The organism is Ruegeria sp. AL1, from assembly GCF_056540905.1.
Genome location: NZ_JBQFXP010000018.1, coordinates 19,229 through 32,817 on the forward strand (window position 1 = coordinate 19,229; position 13,589 = coordinate 32,817).

The following is a 13,589-nucleotide window of genomic DNA, read 5'->3' on the forward strand; positions in this document are numbered from 1 at the left end:
GGAGACAAGACAAGATGAGCATCAGAATTGGCAATGCACCCTGTTCCTGGGGCGTGGAATTTGCGCAGGACCCGCGCAATCCGCATTGGAAAACGGTTCTTAGCGACTGCGCTACAGCCGGGTATAAGGGCATCGAGCTGGGCCCGGTGGGCTTCATGCCCGAAGACCCCGCGATCCTCGCCGATGCGCTGGCCGAGCATGATCTGGAACTGATCGGCGGCGTGGTGTTCCGCAACTATCACGACCCCAACGCGTGGGAGGACGTGCTGGACGCCACCCACCGCACCGCCCGCGCGTTGAAGGCGCATGGGGCGCAGCATCTGGTGCTGATCGACGCGATCTCACCCCGTCGCGCGCCGACCGCTGGCCGTGCGAATGAGGCCGAGCAGATGGACAAGGCCGAATGGACAGCCTTTCGGGATCGCCTTGCCGAAAGCGCGCGCATTGGGGCTGAGGAATATGGGCTGACGGTGGGCATGCACGCCCACGCGGCGGGTTTCATGGATTTTGAGCCCGAGTTGGAACGGCTGCTGGATGAAGTGGACGAAAGCCTGCTGAAAATCTGTTTCGACACCGGGCATCATTCCTATGCCGGGTTTGACCCCGTGAGCTTTATGCAGCGCTACGTTGATCGGATCTCGTACATGCACTTCAAGGATATCTCACCGACCGTAAAGGCGAATGTGATCGCCAATCGGACCGGCTTTTACGATGCCTGCGGGCAGGGAATTTTCTGCAATCTGGGTGAGGGCGACGTGGATTTTCCGACCGTCCGTCAGGTGCTGCTGGAGGCAGGCTTTACCGGATGGTGCACGGTCGAACAGGATTGTGACCCGACGCTGGATCCCGACCCGGTCGGCGATGCACGGAAGAACCGTGAATATCTTGAATCCATTGGTTTCAGCTAAGGAGACCCAGAGCATGACCAAGCTAAAATGGGGCATGATCGGCGGTGGAGAAGGCAGCCAGATCGGGCCGGCGCACCGTCTGGGCGCACTGGCAGACGGGCATTTCGAACTCACTGCCGGAGCGTTGGATCATCGGCCCGATATCGGGCGCGAATATGCGCAACGTTTGGGCATCGCGGCAGACCGGGCCTATGGCAACTGGACCGAGATGCTGGAAGGTGAGCGCGGGCGCGATGACCGCATTGATCTGGTCACCGTGGCCACGCCGAACGCAACACATTTCGAGATCACCAAAACCTTCCTTGAGGCCGGGTTCAATGTGCTGTGCGAAAAGCCCATGACCATGACCGTGGAAGAGGGCGAAGAGATCGTCAAAGTGGCCGAGAAATCCGGCAAGATCTGCGCGGTCAACTACTGCTATTCCGCCTATCCCATGGTGCGGCAGGCCCGTGCGATGGTGCGCGCAGGTGAGATCGGCAAGGTCCGTCTGGTCGTCACCAATTTCAGCCACGGCCATCACGGCGACGCCACCGATGCTGATAATCCGCGCGTCCGCTGGCGTTATGATCCGGCGATGGCGGGCGTGTCGGGTCAGTTCGCCGATTGCGGCATCCACGCGATGCATATGGCCGGGTTCATTGCTGATGATGAAGTCGAGTCTCTGTCTGCCGATTTCGCCTCAACCATCGGCAGTCGTGAGCTTGAAGATGACGCCATGGTTAACTTCCGCACGGCAAAGGGTGCGGTTGGAAGGCTATGGACGTCCTCGGTGGCCATCGGTCGCCAGCACGGGTTCGACATTCAGGTGTTCGGGGAAACCGGCGGCCTGCGCTGGGCGTCCGAACAGCCGAACCAGTTGATCTATACACCCGTTGGCGGGCGTCTGCAGATCATCGAAAAGGGTGAGGGCGGGTTGCATGAAGATGCGCAACGTCTCAGCCGCGTTGCGATTGCACATCCCGAAGGCTTCCCGCTGGCGGTTGCGAATATCTATTGCGATCTGGCGGATGCGATTGCCGGAGAGGTCCGCGACGGGTTGCCTAATGCTGCAGACGGTGTGCGGTCCATGGCTGCGGTGCACACTGCGGTTGCGTCTGCCAAGCAGGGCAGCGCGTGGATGGATGCCCGTCCGCCGATGTTCCGTTAACGCTCGGGCACGGGGCGCAATGTGCCCCGTTCCACCACCGAGCAGGGGAAAATGCGCGCCTCGGGATAGCGGTCAGGTTCCTGCAGGGTCGCCACCATCAGCTCGATCGACGAACTGACGATCTGGCGGATTGGCTGATGAATGGTAGTGAGGTCGATGTTTTCCCACCGGGCCATCTCCATATCGTTCAGACCGATGATGCCGATATCGTCAGGCACGTTCAGGCCGCTGTCCAATACCGCCGACAGGACACCGATGGACAACACGTCGTCGCCGCAGAAATAGGCCTCGGCCCGTTCAGATTTCAGCAGTCGCAGCATCTCCTGACGACCCGCGTCGAACGAGTAAGCCTCGGCGAAAGAGCAGGTCACGGTGACCTCAGGGTGCAGCGCCATTTCCGACATGAAACCCGCATGGCGATCCTGCGTTGATGTAGCGGCTTCGGGCCCGCCCAGAAAGGCCACTTTGCTATAGTCGCGCGCGACCAGTTCACGAGCGGCCATGCGCCCGCATTCCACGTTGTCGATTCCAACCACATGCACCTGCGGCGACGATGATGACCGGCCAAAGCTGTGCACCACCGGCACGCCCGCATCGCGGAATGCCTTGGCAAAGCCCGGCGGGAGGGTTGAGGATGCCACGACAACGCCATCAACCGAATACTGACGCAGCATCCGAACCGAGTTCTCGGGCTCAACCTCATCGGTGAGGTTCACCAGCAAGGGGCGCAGGCCGCGATCTTGCAGGCCTCGGGTAAAGAGGTCGAAGACCTCTAGAAAGATGGGGTTGTGAAAGTTGTTCGATACCAGTCCGATCAGCTTGGTGCGCCCTGTCGTCAGCGACGAGGCCAGCGCGTTGGGGCTGTATCCCAATTCCCGCGCGGCCTTCTCGACCTTGCGGCGCATCTTGTCGGATACCGAGGCCCCGTCGGTGAAAGTGCGCGACACAGCTGACCGGGAAACACCCGCGCGTTCTGCAACCTCTTTCAATGTGACAGCCATGATCTGCCTGACCTTCCCGCGTTTGGTGATAGCCCTCTTACCCTTAATCTTGGGCAGATACAGTATGAAACAGGTTCAATATCTTTTGCAACCGGTTGCAAAATTATGATGGATGTGCTCTAACACGACTCGGAGAGGTGCGAAGAACCGCCTCAATCCGCGATAACATGAGTTTTTGGGAGGACATCATGACATCACTGACGAAGAAGCTGGCGCTGGCGGCGGTGGTCGCTGCGACGCCGCTGATCGCAGCCACAAGCGTTGCGGCGGAGGGCGAGAAGTACATTCTGGTCAGCCACGCACCAGACAGCGACAGCTGGTGGAACACGATCAAGAACGGTATCGCGCTGGCGGGCGATCAGATGGGTGTTGAGGTTGAATATCGCAATCCGCCCACTGGTGACCTGGCCGACATGGCGCGGATCATTGATCAGGCGGCGGCTTCGGGCCCGAACGGGATCATCACAACGCTGGCGGATTATGATGTGCTGAGCGGCCCGATCAAATCAGCCGTGGATGCGGGTGTGGATGTGATCATCATGAACACCGGTACTCCGGATCAGGCCCGTGAAGTTGGGGCGCTGATGTATGTGGGTCAGCCCGAATATGACGCCGGTTTCGCGGCCGGTCAGCGGGCCAAGGGTGACGGCATCGGCTCGTTCCTGTGTGTGAACCACTATATCGTTCAGCCGTCCAGCCAGGAACGCTGCCAGGGCTTTGCGGATGGTCTGGGAATCGAACTGGGCGATCAGATGATCGATGCCGGTCAGGACCCCGCCGAGATCAAGAACCGCGTGCTGGCCTATCTGTCGGCCAACCCGGACACCGAAGCGGTCCTGACGCTTGGCCCGACCTCGGCTGACCCGACCATTCTGGCGCTGGAAGAAAACGGCATGGCCGGTGACATCTATTTCGGTACCTTCGATCTGGGTGGCGAGATCGTCAAAGGCATCAAGTCGGGCGTAATCCAGTGGGGTATCGACCAGCAGCCCTTCCTGCAGGCTTACCTGCCGGTTGTTGTGATGGCGAATTACCACCGTTACGGCGTTCTGCCCGGCAACAACATCAACTCAGGCCCCGGTTTCGTGACCGCAGATGGCCTGACCAAGATCGAAGAATTCGCTGGCGAGTACCGCTAATTCTTGCAACGCGGGCGCCCTGCAACCGGGGCGCCCGCTGACAGTTTTCTGACGCAAATCACTGTTTTTATCGGAGGGGCGCTCTCATGGGCGAGTCTGCTCAAAACACGACGTTAACCGACGAACGGATCAAAGAGATCTCGCCCTTGCGTAAGGCCCTGATCCGGCCTGAGCTGGGCGGGATGGTCGGCACCGTCGCGGTCTTCACCTTCTTCCTGCTGTTCGCCTTCGACAGCGGCATGTTCAACGCGCAGGGCATGATGAACTGGTCGGTTGTGTCGGCGCAATTCATGATCATCGCGGTCGGCGCGTGCCTTCTGATGATCGCGGGTGAGTTTGACCTGTCCGTCGGATCAATGATCGGCTTTTCCGGCATGATGATCGCAATCTTCTCGGTCACGCTCAGCTGGCCGGTGTGGATGGCAATCATTGTCACCTTCGCCATGGCCGTCGCGATAGGGGCCTTGAATGGCTGGATCGTGGTCCGGACCGGGCTGCCCAGTTTCATCGTGACGCTGGCCTTCCTGTTCATCCTGCGCGGCTTCACCATCTTCCTGCCTCAGGTGATCGAGCGCAAAACCATCATTGGCGGTGTTAAGGACGCGGCCGAAGGCGACTGGCTGGCCCCGATCTTCGGCGGCAAAATCCTGCAAGGGCTGTTCCAGTGGCTGGGCGACGCCGGGATCATCGCCGTATTCGAACGTGGCACCCGTGCAGGTCAGCCGGTTGTGGACGGTGTACCCATGCTGATCGTCTGGGCCATCGGGCTGATTATCTTTGGCCACGTTCTGCTGACCAAGACACGGTTCGGTAACTGGATCTTTGCCTCGGGCGGGGATGCCGAGGCAGCGCGCAACTCAGGTGTACCTGTGAACCGGGTCAAGATTCTGATGTTCATGTTCACCGCCTTCTGCGCCACCGTCTTCGCCGTGTGTCAGGTGATGGAGTTTGGCTCGGCGGGTGCCGACCGGGGTCTGCTGAAAGAGTTCGAGGCGATCATTGCCGTGGTCATCGGCGGCGCGCTTCTGACCGGGGGCTACGGCTCGGTCCTCGGGGCGGCACTGGGCGCGCTGATCTTTGGCGTGGTGCAGCAGGGTCTGTTCTTTGCGGGTGTCGAAAGCTCTCTGTTTAGGGTCTTCCTTGGCGTCATCCTGCTGGGGGCGGTGATCCTCAACACCTATATCCGCCGCATCATCACAGGGGAGCGTTGATATGAATCCCGAACATGCACCCATTATCCAGATGAAGAACATCGAAAAGCATTTCGGCAGCGTGATCGCGCTGGCGGGGGTCTCGGTGGATGTGTTCCCCGGTGAATGCCACTGTCTTCTTGGCGACAACGGCGCGGGCAAGTCGACCTTCATCAAAACCATGTCGGGCGTGCATCAGCCTACGCACGGAGAGATCCTGTTTGAAGGCAAACCCATGCACTTCACCGATCCGCGCGATGCGATCGAGGCCGGGATTGCGACGGTGCACCAGCATCTGGCGATGATCCCTTTGATGTCCGTGTCGCGCAATTTCTTCATGGGGAATGAGCCTGTGAAGAAGATTGGTCCGATCAATTTCTTCGATCATGATTATGCCAATACCGTCACGATGGAAGAAATGAAGAAGATGGGTATCAACCTGCGCGGTCCCGATCAGGCAGTGGGCACCTTGTCGGGCGGTGAACGCCAGACGGTGGCCATTGCGCGGGCCGTGCATTTCGGGGCCAAGGTTCTGATCCTGGACGAACCGACCTCAGCCCTTGGTGTACGTCAGACGGCCAACGTGCTGGCGACCATCGACAAGGTGCGCAAGCAGGGCATCGCGGTCGTCTTCATCACTCATAACGTTCGCCATGCGCTGGCGGTGGGGGATCGTTTTACGGTGCTCAACCGTGGTCAGACGCTGGGCACGGCACAGCGCGGCCAGATCACCCCCGAAGAGCTGCAGGACCTGATGGCCGGTGGTCAGGAAATGGTCGAGCTTGAGGGCAGCCTCGGCGGCACCGTCTGATCCTATCACACCCCGCCGGTTGTTTTGGCGGGGTGATTATTTCTTTTCAAAGAACAGAATGACTTCGCCCAGGCGCACGCCAAAACGCGAGACATAGGCTCTGTTCAACAGACGATCATCGGACAAAAGCCACATCCAATCATCGAAATCGACACGCATGGTGCCGTCCTTGACGGGCAGGTCAATCTTGTATTTCCAGTTGAACGTATCGCCCCGCTCGATACCGCTGGCGGTGCCCAGCACACCGGGGGCGGTACCGGTCCAGGTGTCTTCGCCGGTCTTGGTCAGGGTCCAGATGCGCTGCTCGGTCGCGCCATCGTCGTAGACGAAATCCTCGACCAGCGTCAGCGTTTCGCCATCCCATGTGCCGTCTATGTCTACCGTAAAGCGGCGCGGGACTTTGCCCAGCACATCCTGAAACTGCCCATAAGCGACGGTCTTGCCCTCAAAGAACTCTTCAAGGTTCAATTGGCGATCAGACAGGAAGGTCTTTGGGACGCGCGGCTTGGCCGAGCAAGCGGCCAGCACCACAAGCCCCGTGAGCACGACAACCGCGACAAGGGTCCGGCGTGCAATCATTGCAGAGGCCTCAGTTCCGAGTCTGTATCGTGGCCGTTTGCACCATGCAGATGGGCCGATTTCACCTCGGGGGCCGGACGCATCGTGGCGACCAGTTCCGCGACCTTCAGGCCGAACTTGCGCATCTCGGACCGGTTCATGATCACACCGTTTTCGGTCAGGTACATCCAGTCGGTCACATCCAGCGTATGCCCGCCCGCATCCTCGGGCAGAATGATCCGATAGGTCAGCTTTACGGTCGCGCCGGAAATGGTGCCGCGACCCTCGCCAACGATATCATCGGCCGTGGCGGTGAACGTATTGCCGGTCCCCAATGTCAGGTACCATTTGCGGGTCATCTGTTTGCCGTTGGAATAGGTGAAATACTCGGCCAGCGTGCCGGTATTTCCGTCCCATTCGCCAATCATGCGCGCCACAAAGCTATTCGACATCTTGCCATTGGGGCCATAGATCAGACCTTCGGACAGGATCTCGCCATTCAGGTGCTTTTTCATATCGAACCCGGGGCCGGTGCCGGAATAATCCGCCGGGGATTGAGACCGAAAGCTTAGAAACCGCCCTTTGGCAGCGAGCAGGGCCAGAACGGCCAGAAGCAAGAGAACAAGAGTTTTCATTTGGCAGACACCTCGGTTGGCAGCGTCAGGACCATGCCAAACGCGCCGAGTTTCAGAATGCAGGGCAGCACGGCATAGGCGAAGTTGAGTGTGCGCAAAGCCTCGGCTGAATTGGTTTGACCCGGTGTGAATCCGCTGCGCTCCAGCAGCGGCAAAGTAAAAAAGGCGGCCAGTGCGAGGCCCAGCTTGCCGGCAAAGGACCAGATGCCGAACGCGGCTGAGGCGTTCAGCCCGGCGCGGGTCAGCACGACTGCGAACATGGCAGGCAAAACGACCATATCCGCCCCAAGGGCCGCGCCGGATGCGAGACAGATCAAGGCGAATCCTGTCAGGTTGCCTGCCGTCAACGTGGCCGCCCCGACAAAGCCTGCAATCGCCAGCGGCATCGCAATGATCAGAGTCTGTTTTGGGCCAATTCGATTGCTGATCCGCGCCCAGAGCGGCACACTGGCCCCCGCGCTGAGGAAGAACAGGATCAGCAGTGGCCCGGCCTTTCCGGGCAATTGCAGCCTGTCCTCGACAAAGAACAGAAACAGGGTTGAGGTGATGGCAACCGGCAAACTGTTCACCAGTGCCAGCACCAAAAGCCGCAACGCACCGGATTGCCCGAGCCCGGCAAAGGATAACCCCTGTCCGGTGATCGGCGCGCGACGCCACATCGGCAGGGTCACGGCCAATGTCACTATCGCCAGAACACCCAGGAACAACCCAAACGCCGGATATCCCTGAGCACCCGCACCAAACGCGACAAACAGAGCCGGGGCCGCCGCCGCGATAACAACCCCGGTCAATTGCCCGCCCTCGCGGAAGGCGGCCAGCGTCATGAGTTCCTTTGGGCTGGCCTCTTTAGCCAGCGTTGCGCTGCGCCCGTATAGCAGGATCGTACCAAGGCTGTAGGCCGAGAACAAAAGAACCAGGATAGAGACTAATGCATAGATACTGGCACCATTTGGCAAGCCAAACAAAAGCGGAAAACCGATGGCCAGACCCAGTGCGGCGGCGGCGGCAAACGTGATCTGAGCGCCCGGCCAACGGTCAATTGCCCAGCCGATCAGAGGGTCCTGCACCAGATCGACCAGTCGGATCACCAGTAAAACGGTTCCGATAACCCCCAAGCCGATGCCCAGATTGACGGCGGCAAAGCGCGGCAAGTGGATATAAAGTGGGATACCCGCCGCGGCCAGCATCAAGGCATAGAGGCTGACTCGCGGATACAGCATCACTGCCCGCGCAGTTTCTGCGTGAAGGCAGCCGAGCGGGTGTTCTCGCCAAGGAAGATTGACATGAAGCTGCGTTTGATGTCCGGGTAGGTCATGGTGCAGGTCTTGCGTCCATTCAGCCAGAATTCGACCTTGTTCGGCCCTTCGGACACCGCCAGAAACCGGTCGCCCTTGGTGACGGCGTCAAAACACACCTCAAGCTGATCGCGCACCGGGGCCGCCCGCCCGATCCGCTTCATCTCGTCCAGAGTCGAATTGATCAGCGCCTTCTTCGTGACGTTCCTGCGGTATTTCAACTCCAACCCGAAATCCTGGCTCCAGGCCAAAGGGCGGCCGCCCTGAGTGAATAGCTGGGCATCATAAAGCGGTAAGCCCAGATAGCGATAGGTTGCGGTGCCGCGCAACTCGGCGTCTTTCAGCTCGTCAACAACGGGAGACGCCGCCAGCCCGCCAGGGGCCAGCAGCGTTGCAGAAAGTAAAACGGCGCTCAGGCTAAGCTGAGGCGCTAAGGATCTGGTCTTTGTCAGAGAGTGCATTGTCAGCTCCGATTAACTGCGGGGCGCCATTCAACATATCGACGACATGCATCGCGCTGGCGATCCCGTCTTCATGAAACCCGTGCCGGTTATACGCTCCGGCGAACCAGGTGCGGTTCTGTCCCTGCATGTCGCGGATTTGCCCTTGTGCATTCAGGGCGGCCTTGTCGAATACCGGATGGGCGAATTCGACCTGGTCATATGTTTTTTCCGCGGGAATTTCGGATGAGGCGTTCAGTGTCACAAACAGCGGGTCGCTGTCGGGAATGTTCTGCAGCCGGTTCATCCAATATGTGACCCCAACATTGCCGTTTTGTGACCGGTAGGTCCAGCTGGACCAGCAGGCGCGGCGGCGCGGCATCTGCCGGGGATCGCAATGCAGAACGGCCGAGTTTGGCTGATACCGGATCGCGCCAAGCGCGGCCCGTTCCGCCGGCGTGGCGGCATCGCCCAGAATGGCCAGCGACTGATCGGAATGGGTGGCCAGAATGACCTCATCATACAGATCGGCCTGTCCCTGGCTGAGCACGGTCACACCCAGATCATGCCTCTGGATGTTTTGAACCGGGCTGTCCACGCGAATAGCACTGCCGCGCGCGCGCAAGGCCGCCTCGATCCGCCGGACGTATTCGATACTGCCGCCTTTGACCGTGTACCACTGGTGCTGGTTGGCTCGGCCCGAGGCGAGCAAAGCGTGATTGCGGAAGAACTGCACCAGGGACCGCGCCGGGAACTGTTCGACAAACTCAACCGGGGTCGACCAGATCGCACCGCACATGGGCATCAGGTAGTTGTGGCGGAACCAATGACCCAGACGCAGCTGATCCACCAGCTCTCCGATGGTGGTATCGTCGTCCTGCGCGGCTTCGGGGGCTTCTTTGCCGAAACGCAGAATATCTGCGATCATCTTGTAATAAGCAGGCCGCGCCAGATTGCGTTTCTGCGCCGTCAGCGTGCGCAGGTTGTTCAACCCGTACTCGATCCGGCCATTATCGATGGTCGCGCCAAAGCTCATCTCGGATTTCGTGACCGGGACGTTCAACTCGTCAAACAGCTTGGTCAGATAGGGATAGGTCACATAGTTGAACACGATGAACCCGGTATCCACCGGCTGATCGCCATTGCGTCCCGCCATCACCGTTCGTGCATGTCCACCCAGCCGGGGCTCGGCCTCGTACAGGGTGACGTCGTTGTTCTGGGATAAATAGTAAGCTGCGGAGAGACCTGAGATGCCTGCGCCAATTACTGCGATTTTCTTCCGGTCGCCCCGGGATTCGTCGAACATTCAAGCCTCGTTATGTAACGTATTACAATAGGATACGCAGGATAGGCGGGGGTGGATCATTCGGGTTAGAGGTTTTTCTTCAGTGCACTACGTTGTGACATCGGGTTACGGCCCGCGTTACAATCGTTACGACGTGATCCAGCGCCCTGTTGGGGCCGTAAAAGCACCATGAGAGAATGAAACGGTCGCTGAATGAGCAGTTTTGACGGAAAAACCTACTGGATCATCGGCGCAAGCGAAGGCTTGGGCCGCGCACTGGCCGAGGCTCTGGGCCGTCAGGGTGCGCATCTGATCCTGTCGGCGCGCAATGCGGATCGGTTGGCCGAGATCTGTTCTGCGCTGCCAAATGCGCGTGCCATTCCGATGGATGTGACCGAATTAGACTCTGTTCGTGCCGCCGTGGCCAAGGCCGGGCCGGTTGACGGGCTGGTTTACAATGCCGGGGCCTATGACCCGATGCGCAGCGGTGATTGGGATACAGAGGCCGCGCTGCGGATGGCCGATGTGAACTATCTGGGTGCCATGCGGGTACTGGGCGAGACCGTGCCGGGTTTTGTTAAAGCAGGGCGGGGTGAGATCACGCTGATCGGATCGCTTGCGGGCTATCACGGGCTACCTGCGGCGATTGGCTATGCGTCCAGCAAGGCGGCGCTGGTGTCGCTGGCTGAAACGATGCGTCATGATCTGGCCGGAACCGGCGTAACCGTTCGGATTGTAAACCCGGGTTTTATCAAAACACGGCTGACCGAGAAAAACAGTTTCAAGATGCCGATGTTGATGACGCCCGAAGATGCAGCGGATCGCGTGGTCAAAGCCATGTCGCGCCGACGTTTTCGCACGGATTTTCCTGCACCATTCTCATGGGTGATCCGGTTGGTTGATTACCTGCCGGATGTGCTGGTTTACCGCGGAAAATAGACCCTAATCGGGCAATTTCAGCCAAACTGTCCCTGACAGAACCAGCCGGCGGACATCGTGCCGCCATGGCCGTAGAACAGCCATAGCCGCTCGCCCTGTTCCGTCACCACCACCCAGTAATCGCGCACCCCGCTGCGCCAGTTGGGGTCATCCAGCCACCATTCCGGCGCAATACGCTCCGGCCCGGTGGCCTGCGCCAGCTGCCAGTCGCGCCCGCGCCAGCGGAAGGCGGTTGGAACATCCAGGGTTTCCGGGGCCATCACCGGCTCGGGCTGCCACATCTGCAGCGGACGCGGGCGGGGCGGTGCTGGCCAGTCACGCGCGGGTTCAGACCATGCGGCGGCCAGCACCTGTGCCGTCTTCTCGGGGATATGCGAGGCTGCGGGGTGCCGCCGGGTGATCGCGTCCAGCCCGACCCGAGCACCCAGTTTGCCGATCAGGTCTTCGACGGCGGTGTTGCCTTCAAGGCGGTTCCGGGCCACCTGTTGCGCCTCGGCATGACCGGCCATGGTACGGGCGTGGATGGGCTCGGTCTGGATCGCTTCAAGCCGCAGCATGTCGATGCCATAGCCGGCGTCAATCTTGTCAATTTTCATCTCTAACAAAGGGCGAATACGATATTTGTCAAAGGTGGGGCGGGCCAGCCCGATCTCGATGATCTCGGCAGCCTGATCGGCGCGATGCGCCTCAAGCCGCAGGGTACGGGCACCGCGGCCTTTCTCTTCCAATTTGGTACAGAGCGTCGGCAACACCCGGTCGACAGCGGCCATCACATCCTCGACCAGTCCGATCGGATTGGGCAGAGTCATGCGCACCGCAAAGTGATGCGGCGGGCGAGCGGGCGAGACCGGTTCGGGTGCGCTGCCCATCGCCTGATCCAGCCGCAGCACCAGCCCGCGCCCGAACCGCCGGGCCAAACCGGCGCGCGGCTGGCCCAGCAGATCCCCGATCCGGCGCAGGCCCAGACGGTTCAACTGTGCGGTCACGCGATCCTCAAGCCGCAGCGCCGCGATGGGCAGGGGGCTGAGCGCGCCATAGGACTGACCGGGTGCTGCAATCCGCGCACCGCCCCCCAGCGCGACCACCTGCGGCGCGGCCCCGCCCCTGGTCCAGTGCCGCCGCTTGGTGGCGCGGGCGCGGGTGGCGCGCGCCTCCTGGCTGATGGCGTCGCCATTACGGTCCGAGGTGGCCTCTTGCCCCGCATAACGCGCCAGCGCCCAGGCCGCGCCCAGCGTGTCTGCGATGCCCATCTGCACGCTGAGGCCCATATCGGCGCAGTCGGTTTCGATCACATGCAGCAGCGCCTCTTCCCCGCCGAACAGATGCGCACAGCCCGACAGGTCGATGACCAGACCATCGGGCGCCTCCTCCGCGACCCAGGGGCTGAACTTGCCCACCCAGCGGCGCAGGGCAGTCAGAAACGCGGCCTCGGCCGGGACGTTGCGGTGGCGTGTCACCAGTGCCGCGCACATGGCATGGGCATCGCGCACCGGCTGGCCCACATGCAGCCCGGCGGCCTGTGCTGGTGCATTCAGAGAGGTGACGACCTGCATGTTCGACTGTTCCGCCACCACCGCCAAAGGCCCATCCTGCAGGCCCCGCGCAGCGCGGATCAGCCGTTCAGCCCCCAGACGGGGGAACCACAGGGATAAAATTCGGCGTTTGGGCATCGGGCAGACATCAAAATGTTCTTATTTTGTTCTTAAATGAGAATCAGCGCCCGAGTCCACGCCTACCCGCAGGTCACGCGCTGAATGATCCCCGATCCGTTCACAAACACATTCAACCGGTCAATCCGGTAATCCTGCGTGGCAATGTCATCCGGGCCCAGCACGCGCGACCGTTCGGGCAGGTCGGCCTGAAAGACAGACACCGGCTGGCCCACAGCATCGGCAAACGCCTCGCCCTGACAAAAGGCCAGATCAACCGGCGCGGCCTCGGGGTCGGTTCGCGCCTCTTCGGGGGCAGGGGGCTCGGCACAGGCTGCCAGAAGGATCAGGATCGGGATAAATCGGTGCATTGGCGGTCCTTGGTCTGACAATGTCGTTTCTGCAATATCAACTGTTTAGCACAGCTGCCATCAAAGCGCAGTTGAAAACACCCTGCATTTGACGCAGGGTCGGGGCAAACAAGACAGGGAGACAGTCACCATGCGCACCCGTGCCGCCGTCGCCGTTCAGGCGGGCAAACCTTTGGAAGTGATGGATGTGAACCTCGAAGGCCCCAAAGCGGGTGAGGTTC

General features: G+C 60.6%; 14 protein-coding genes. 6 read left to right on the forward strand and 8 right to left on the reverse strand.

Features of this window, described 5'->3' with window-relative positions; translation table 11 throughout:
- Nucleotides 1-14 precede the first annotated feature (14 nt).
- Nucleotides 15-908 carry a TIM barrel protein gene (locus tag ACRZ9X_RS21575; protein WP_480522164.1) on the forward strand — a complete coding sequence of 298 codons (894 nt, stop codon included), beginning with the start codon at nt 15-17 and terminating at the stop codon, nt 906-908.
- A gap of 13 nt (nt 909-921) precedes the next feature.
- Nucleotides 922-2,055 carry a Gfo/Idh/MocA family protein gene (locus ACRZ9X_RS21580; RefSeq protein ID WP_480522165.1) on the forward strand — a complete coding sequence of 378 codons (1,134 nt, stop codon included), beginning with the start codon at nt 922-924 and terminating at the stop codon, nt 2,053-2,055.
- Here the strand turns inward: ACRZ9X_RS21580 and ACRZ9X_RS21585 are convergent.
- Nucleotides 2,052-3,056: a LacI family DNA-binding transcriptional regulator gene (locus ACRZ9X_RS21585; protein ID WP_480522166.1), complete on the reverse strand. Its 1,005-nt coding sequence runs from the start codon at nt 3,054-3,056 to the stop codon at nt 2,052-2,054. The two genes, ACRZ9X_RS21580 and ACRZ9X_RS21585, sit on opposite strands and share 4 nt — an antisense overlap.
- Nucleotides 3,057-3,244: 188 nt before the next feature.
- Between ACRZ9X_RS21585 and ACRZ9X_RS21590 the strand changes: the two genes are divergently transcribed.
- The 3 genes from ACRZ9X_RS21590 to ACRZ9X_RS21600 all read left to right on the forward strand — a co-directional run bounded on the left by ACRZ9X_RS21590 (nt 3,245) and on the right by ACRZ9X_RS21600 (nt 6,196).
- Nucleotides 3,245-4,195 carry a sugar ABC transporter substrate-binding protein gene (locus ACRZ9X_RS21590; RefSeq protein WP_480522167.1) on the forward strand — a complete coding sequence of 317 codons (951 nt, stop codon included), beginning with the start codon at nt 3,245-3,247 and terminating at the stop codon, nt 4,193-4,195.
- Between the two features lie 86 nt (nt 4,196-4,281).
- Nucleotides 4,282-5,406 carry an ABC transporter permease gene (locus ACRZ9X_RS21595; RefSeq protein WP_480522168.1) on the forward strand — a complete coding sequence of 375 codons (1,125 nt, stop codon included), beginning with the start codon at nt 4,282-4,284 and terminating at the stop codon, nt 5,404-5,406.
- Nucleotide 5,407: 1 nt separating this feature from the next.
- Complete coding sequence (locus ACRZ9X_RS21600; protein ID WP_480522169.1) at nt 5,408-6,196, forward strand: ATP-binding cassette domain-containing protein; 789 nt, start codon at nt 5,408-5,410, stop codon at nt 6,194-6,196.
- 36 nt (nt 6,197-6,232) lie between these two features.
- On the opposite strand, the gene ACRZ9X_RS21605 is transcribed toward ACRZ9X_RS21600, so the two are convergent.
- Genes ACRZ9X_RS21605 through ACRZ9X_RS21625 form a run of 5 tightly spaced genes read right to left on the reverse strand, consistent with a single transcriptional unit; the run spans nt 6,233 to nt 10,430 of the window.
- The gene (locus tag ACRZ9X_RS21605) at nt 6,233-6,775 is read right to left on the reverse strand and encodes a DUF3833 domain-containing protein (RefSeq protein WP_480522170.1); all 543 of its coding nucleotides are present in this window, start codon (nt 6,773-6,775) and stop codon (nt 6,233-6,235) included.
- A complete protein-coding gene (locus ACRZ9X_RS21610; protein ID WP_480522171.1) occupies nt 6,772-7,389 on the reverse strand; it encodes a DUF3833 domain-containing protein in 618 nt (205 codons plus the stop codon). Before ACRZ9X_RS21610 ends, ACRZ9X_RS21605 begins: the two co-directional genes overlap by 4 nt.
- Nucleotides 7,386-8,609, reverse strand: a complete 1,224-nt coding sequence (locus ACRZ9X_RS21615) for an MFS transporter (protein ID WP_480522172.1) — start codon at nt 8,607-8,609, stop codon at nt 7,386-7,388. The genes ACRZ9X_RS21610 and ACRZ9X_RS21615 overlap by 4 nt, the downstream gene beginning before the upstream one ends.
- Nucleotides 8,609-9,145, reverse strand: coding sequence for a hypothetical protein (locus ACRZ9X_RS21620; RefSeq protein WP_480522173.1), 537 nt, complete (start codon nt 9,143-9,145; stop codon nt 8,609-8,611). Before ACRZ9X_RS21620 ends, ACRZ9X_RS21615 begins: the two co-directional genes overlap by 1 nt.
- Entirely contained in the window at nt 9,102-10,430 is a 1,329-nt protein-coding gene (locus ACRZ9X_RS21625) for an NAD(P)/FAD-dependent oxidoreductase (RefSeq protein ID WP_480522174.1), read from the reverse strand. The genes ACRZ9X_RS21620 and ACRZ9X_RS21625 overlap by 44 nt, the downstream gene beginning before the upstream one ends.
- A 192-nt stretch (nt 10,431-10,622) precedes the next feature.
- Between ACRZ9X_RS21625 and ACRZ9X_RS21630 the strand changes: the two genes are divergently transcribed.
- Complete coding sequence (locus tag ACRZ9X_RS21630; RefSeq protein WP_480522175.1) at nt 10,623-11,348, forward strand: SDR family NAD(P)-dependent oxidoreductase; 726 nt, start codon at nt 10,623-10,625, stop codon at nt 11,346-11,348.
- A 17-nt stretch (nt 11,349-11,365) separates the two neighbouring features.
- Here ACRZ9X_RS21630 and ACRZ9X_RS21635 read toward each other — a convergent pair whose 3' ends face one another.
- Both ACRZ9X_RS21635 and ACRZ9X_RS21640 read right to left on the reverse strand, forming a co-directional pair.
- Complete coding sequence (locus ACRZ9X_RS21635) at nt 11,366-13,018, reverse strand: Y-family DNA polymerase (RefSeq protein WP_480522176.1); 1,653 nt, start codon at nt 13,016-13,018, stop codon at nt 11,366-11,368.
- 62 nt (nt 13,019-13,080) lie between these two features.
- Entirely contained in the window at nt 13,081-13,368 is a 288-nt protein-coding gene (locus ACRZ9X_RS21640; RefSeq protein WP_480522177.1) for an I78 family peptidase inhibitor, read from the reverse strand.
- Nucleotides 13,369-13,589 lie beyond the last annotated feature (221 nt).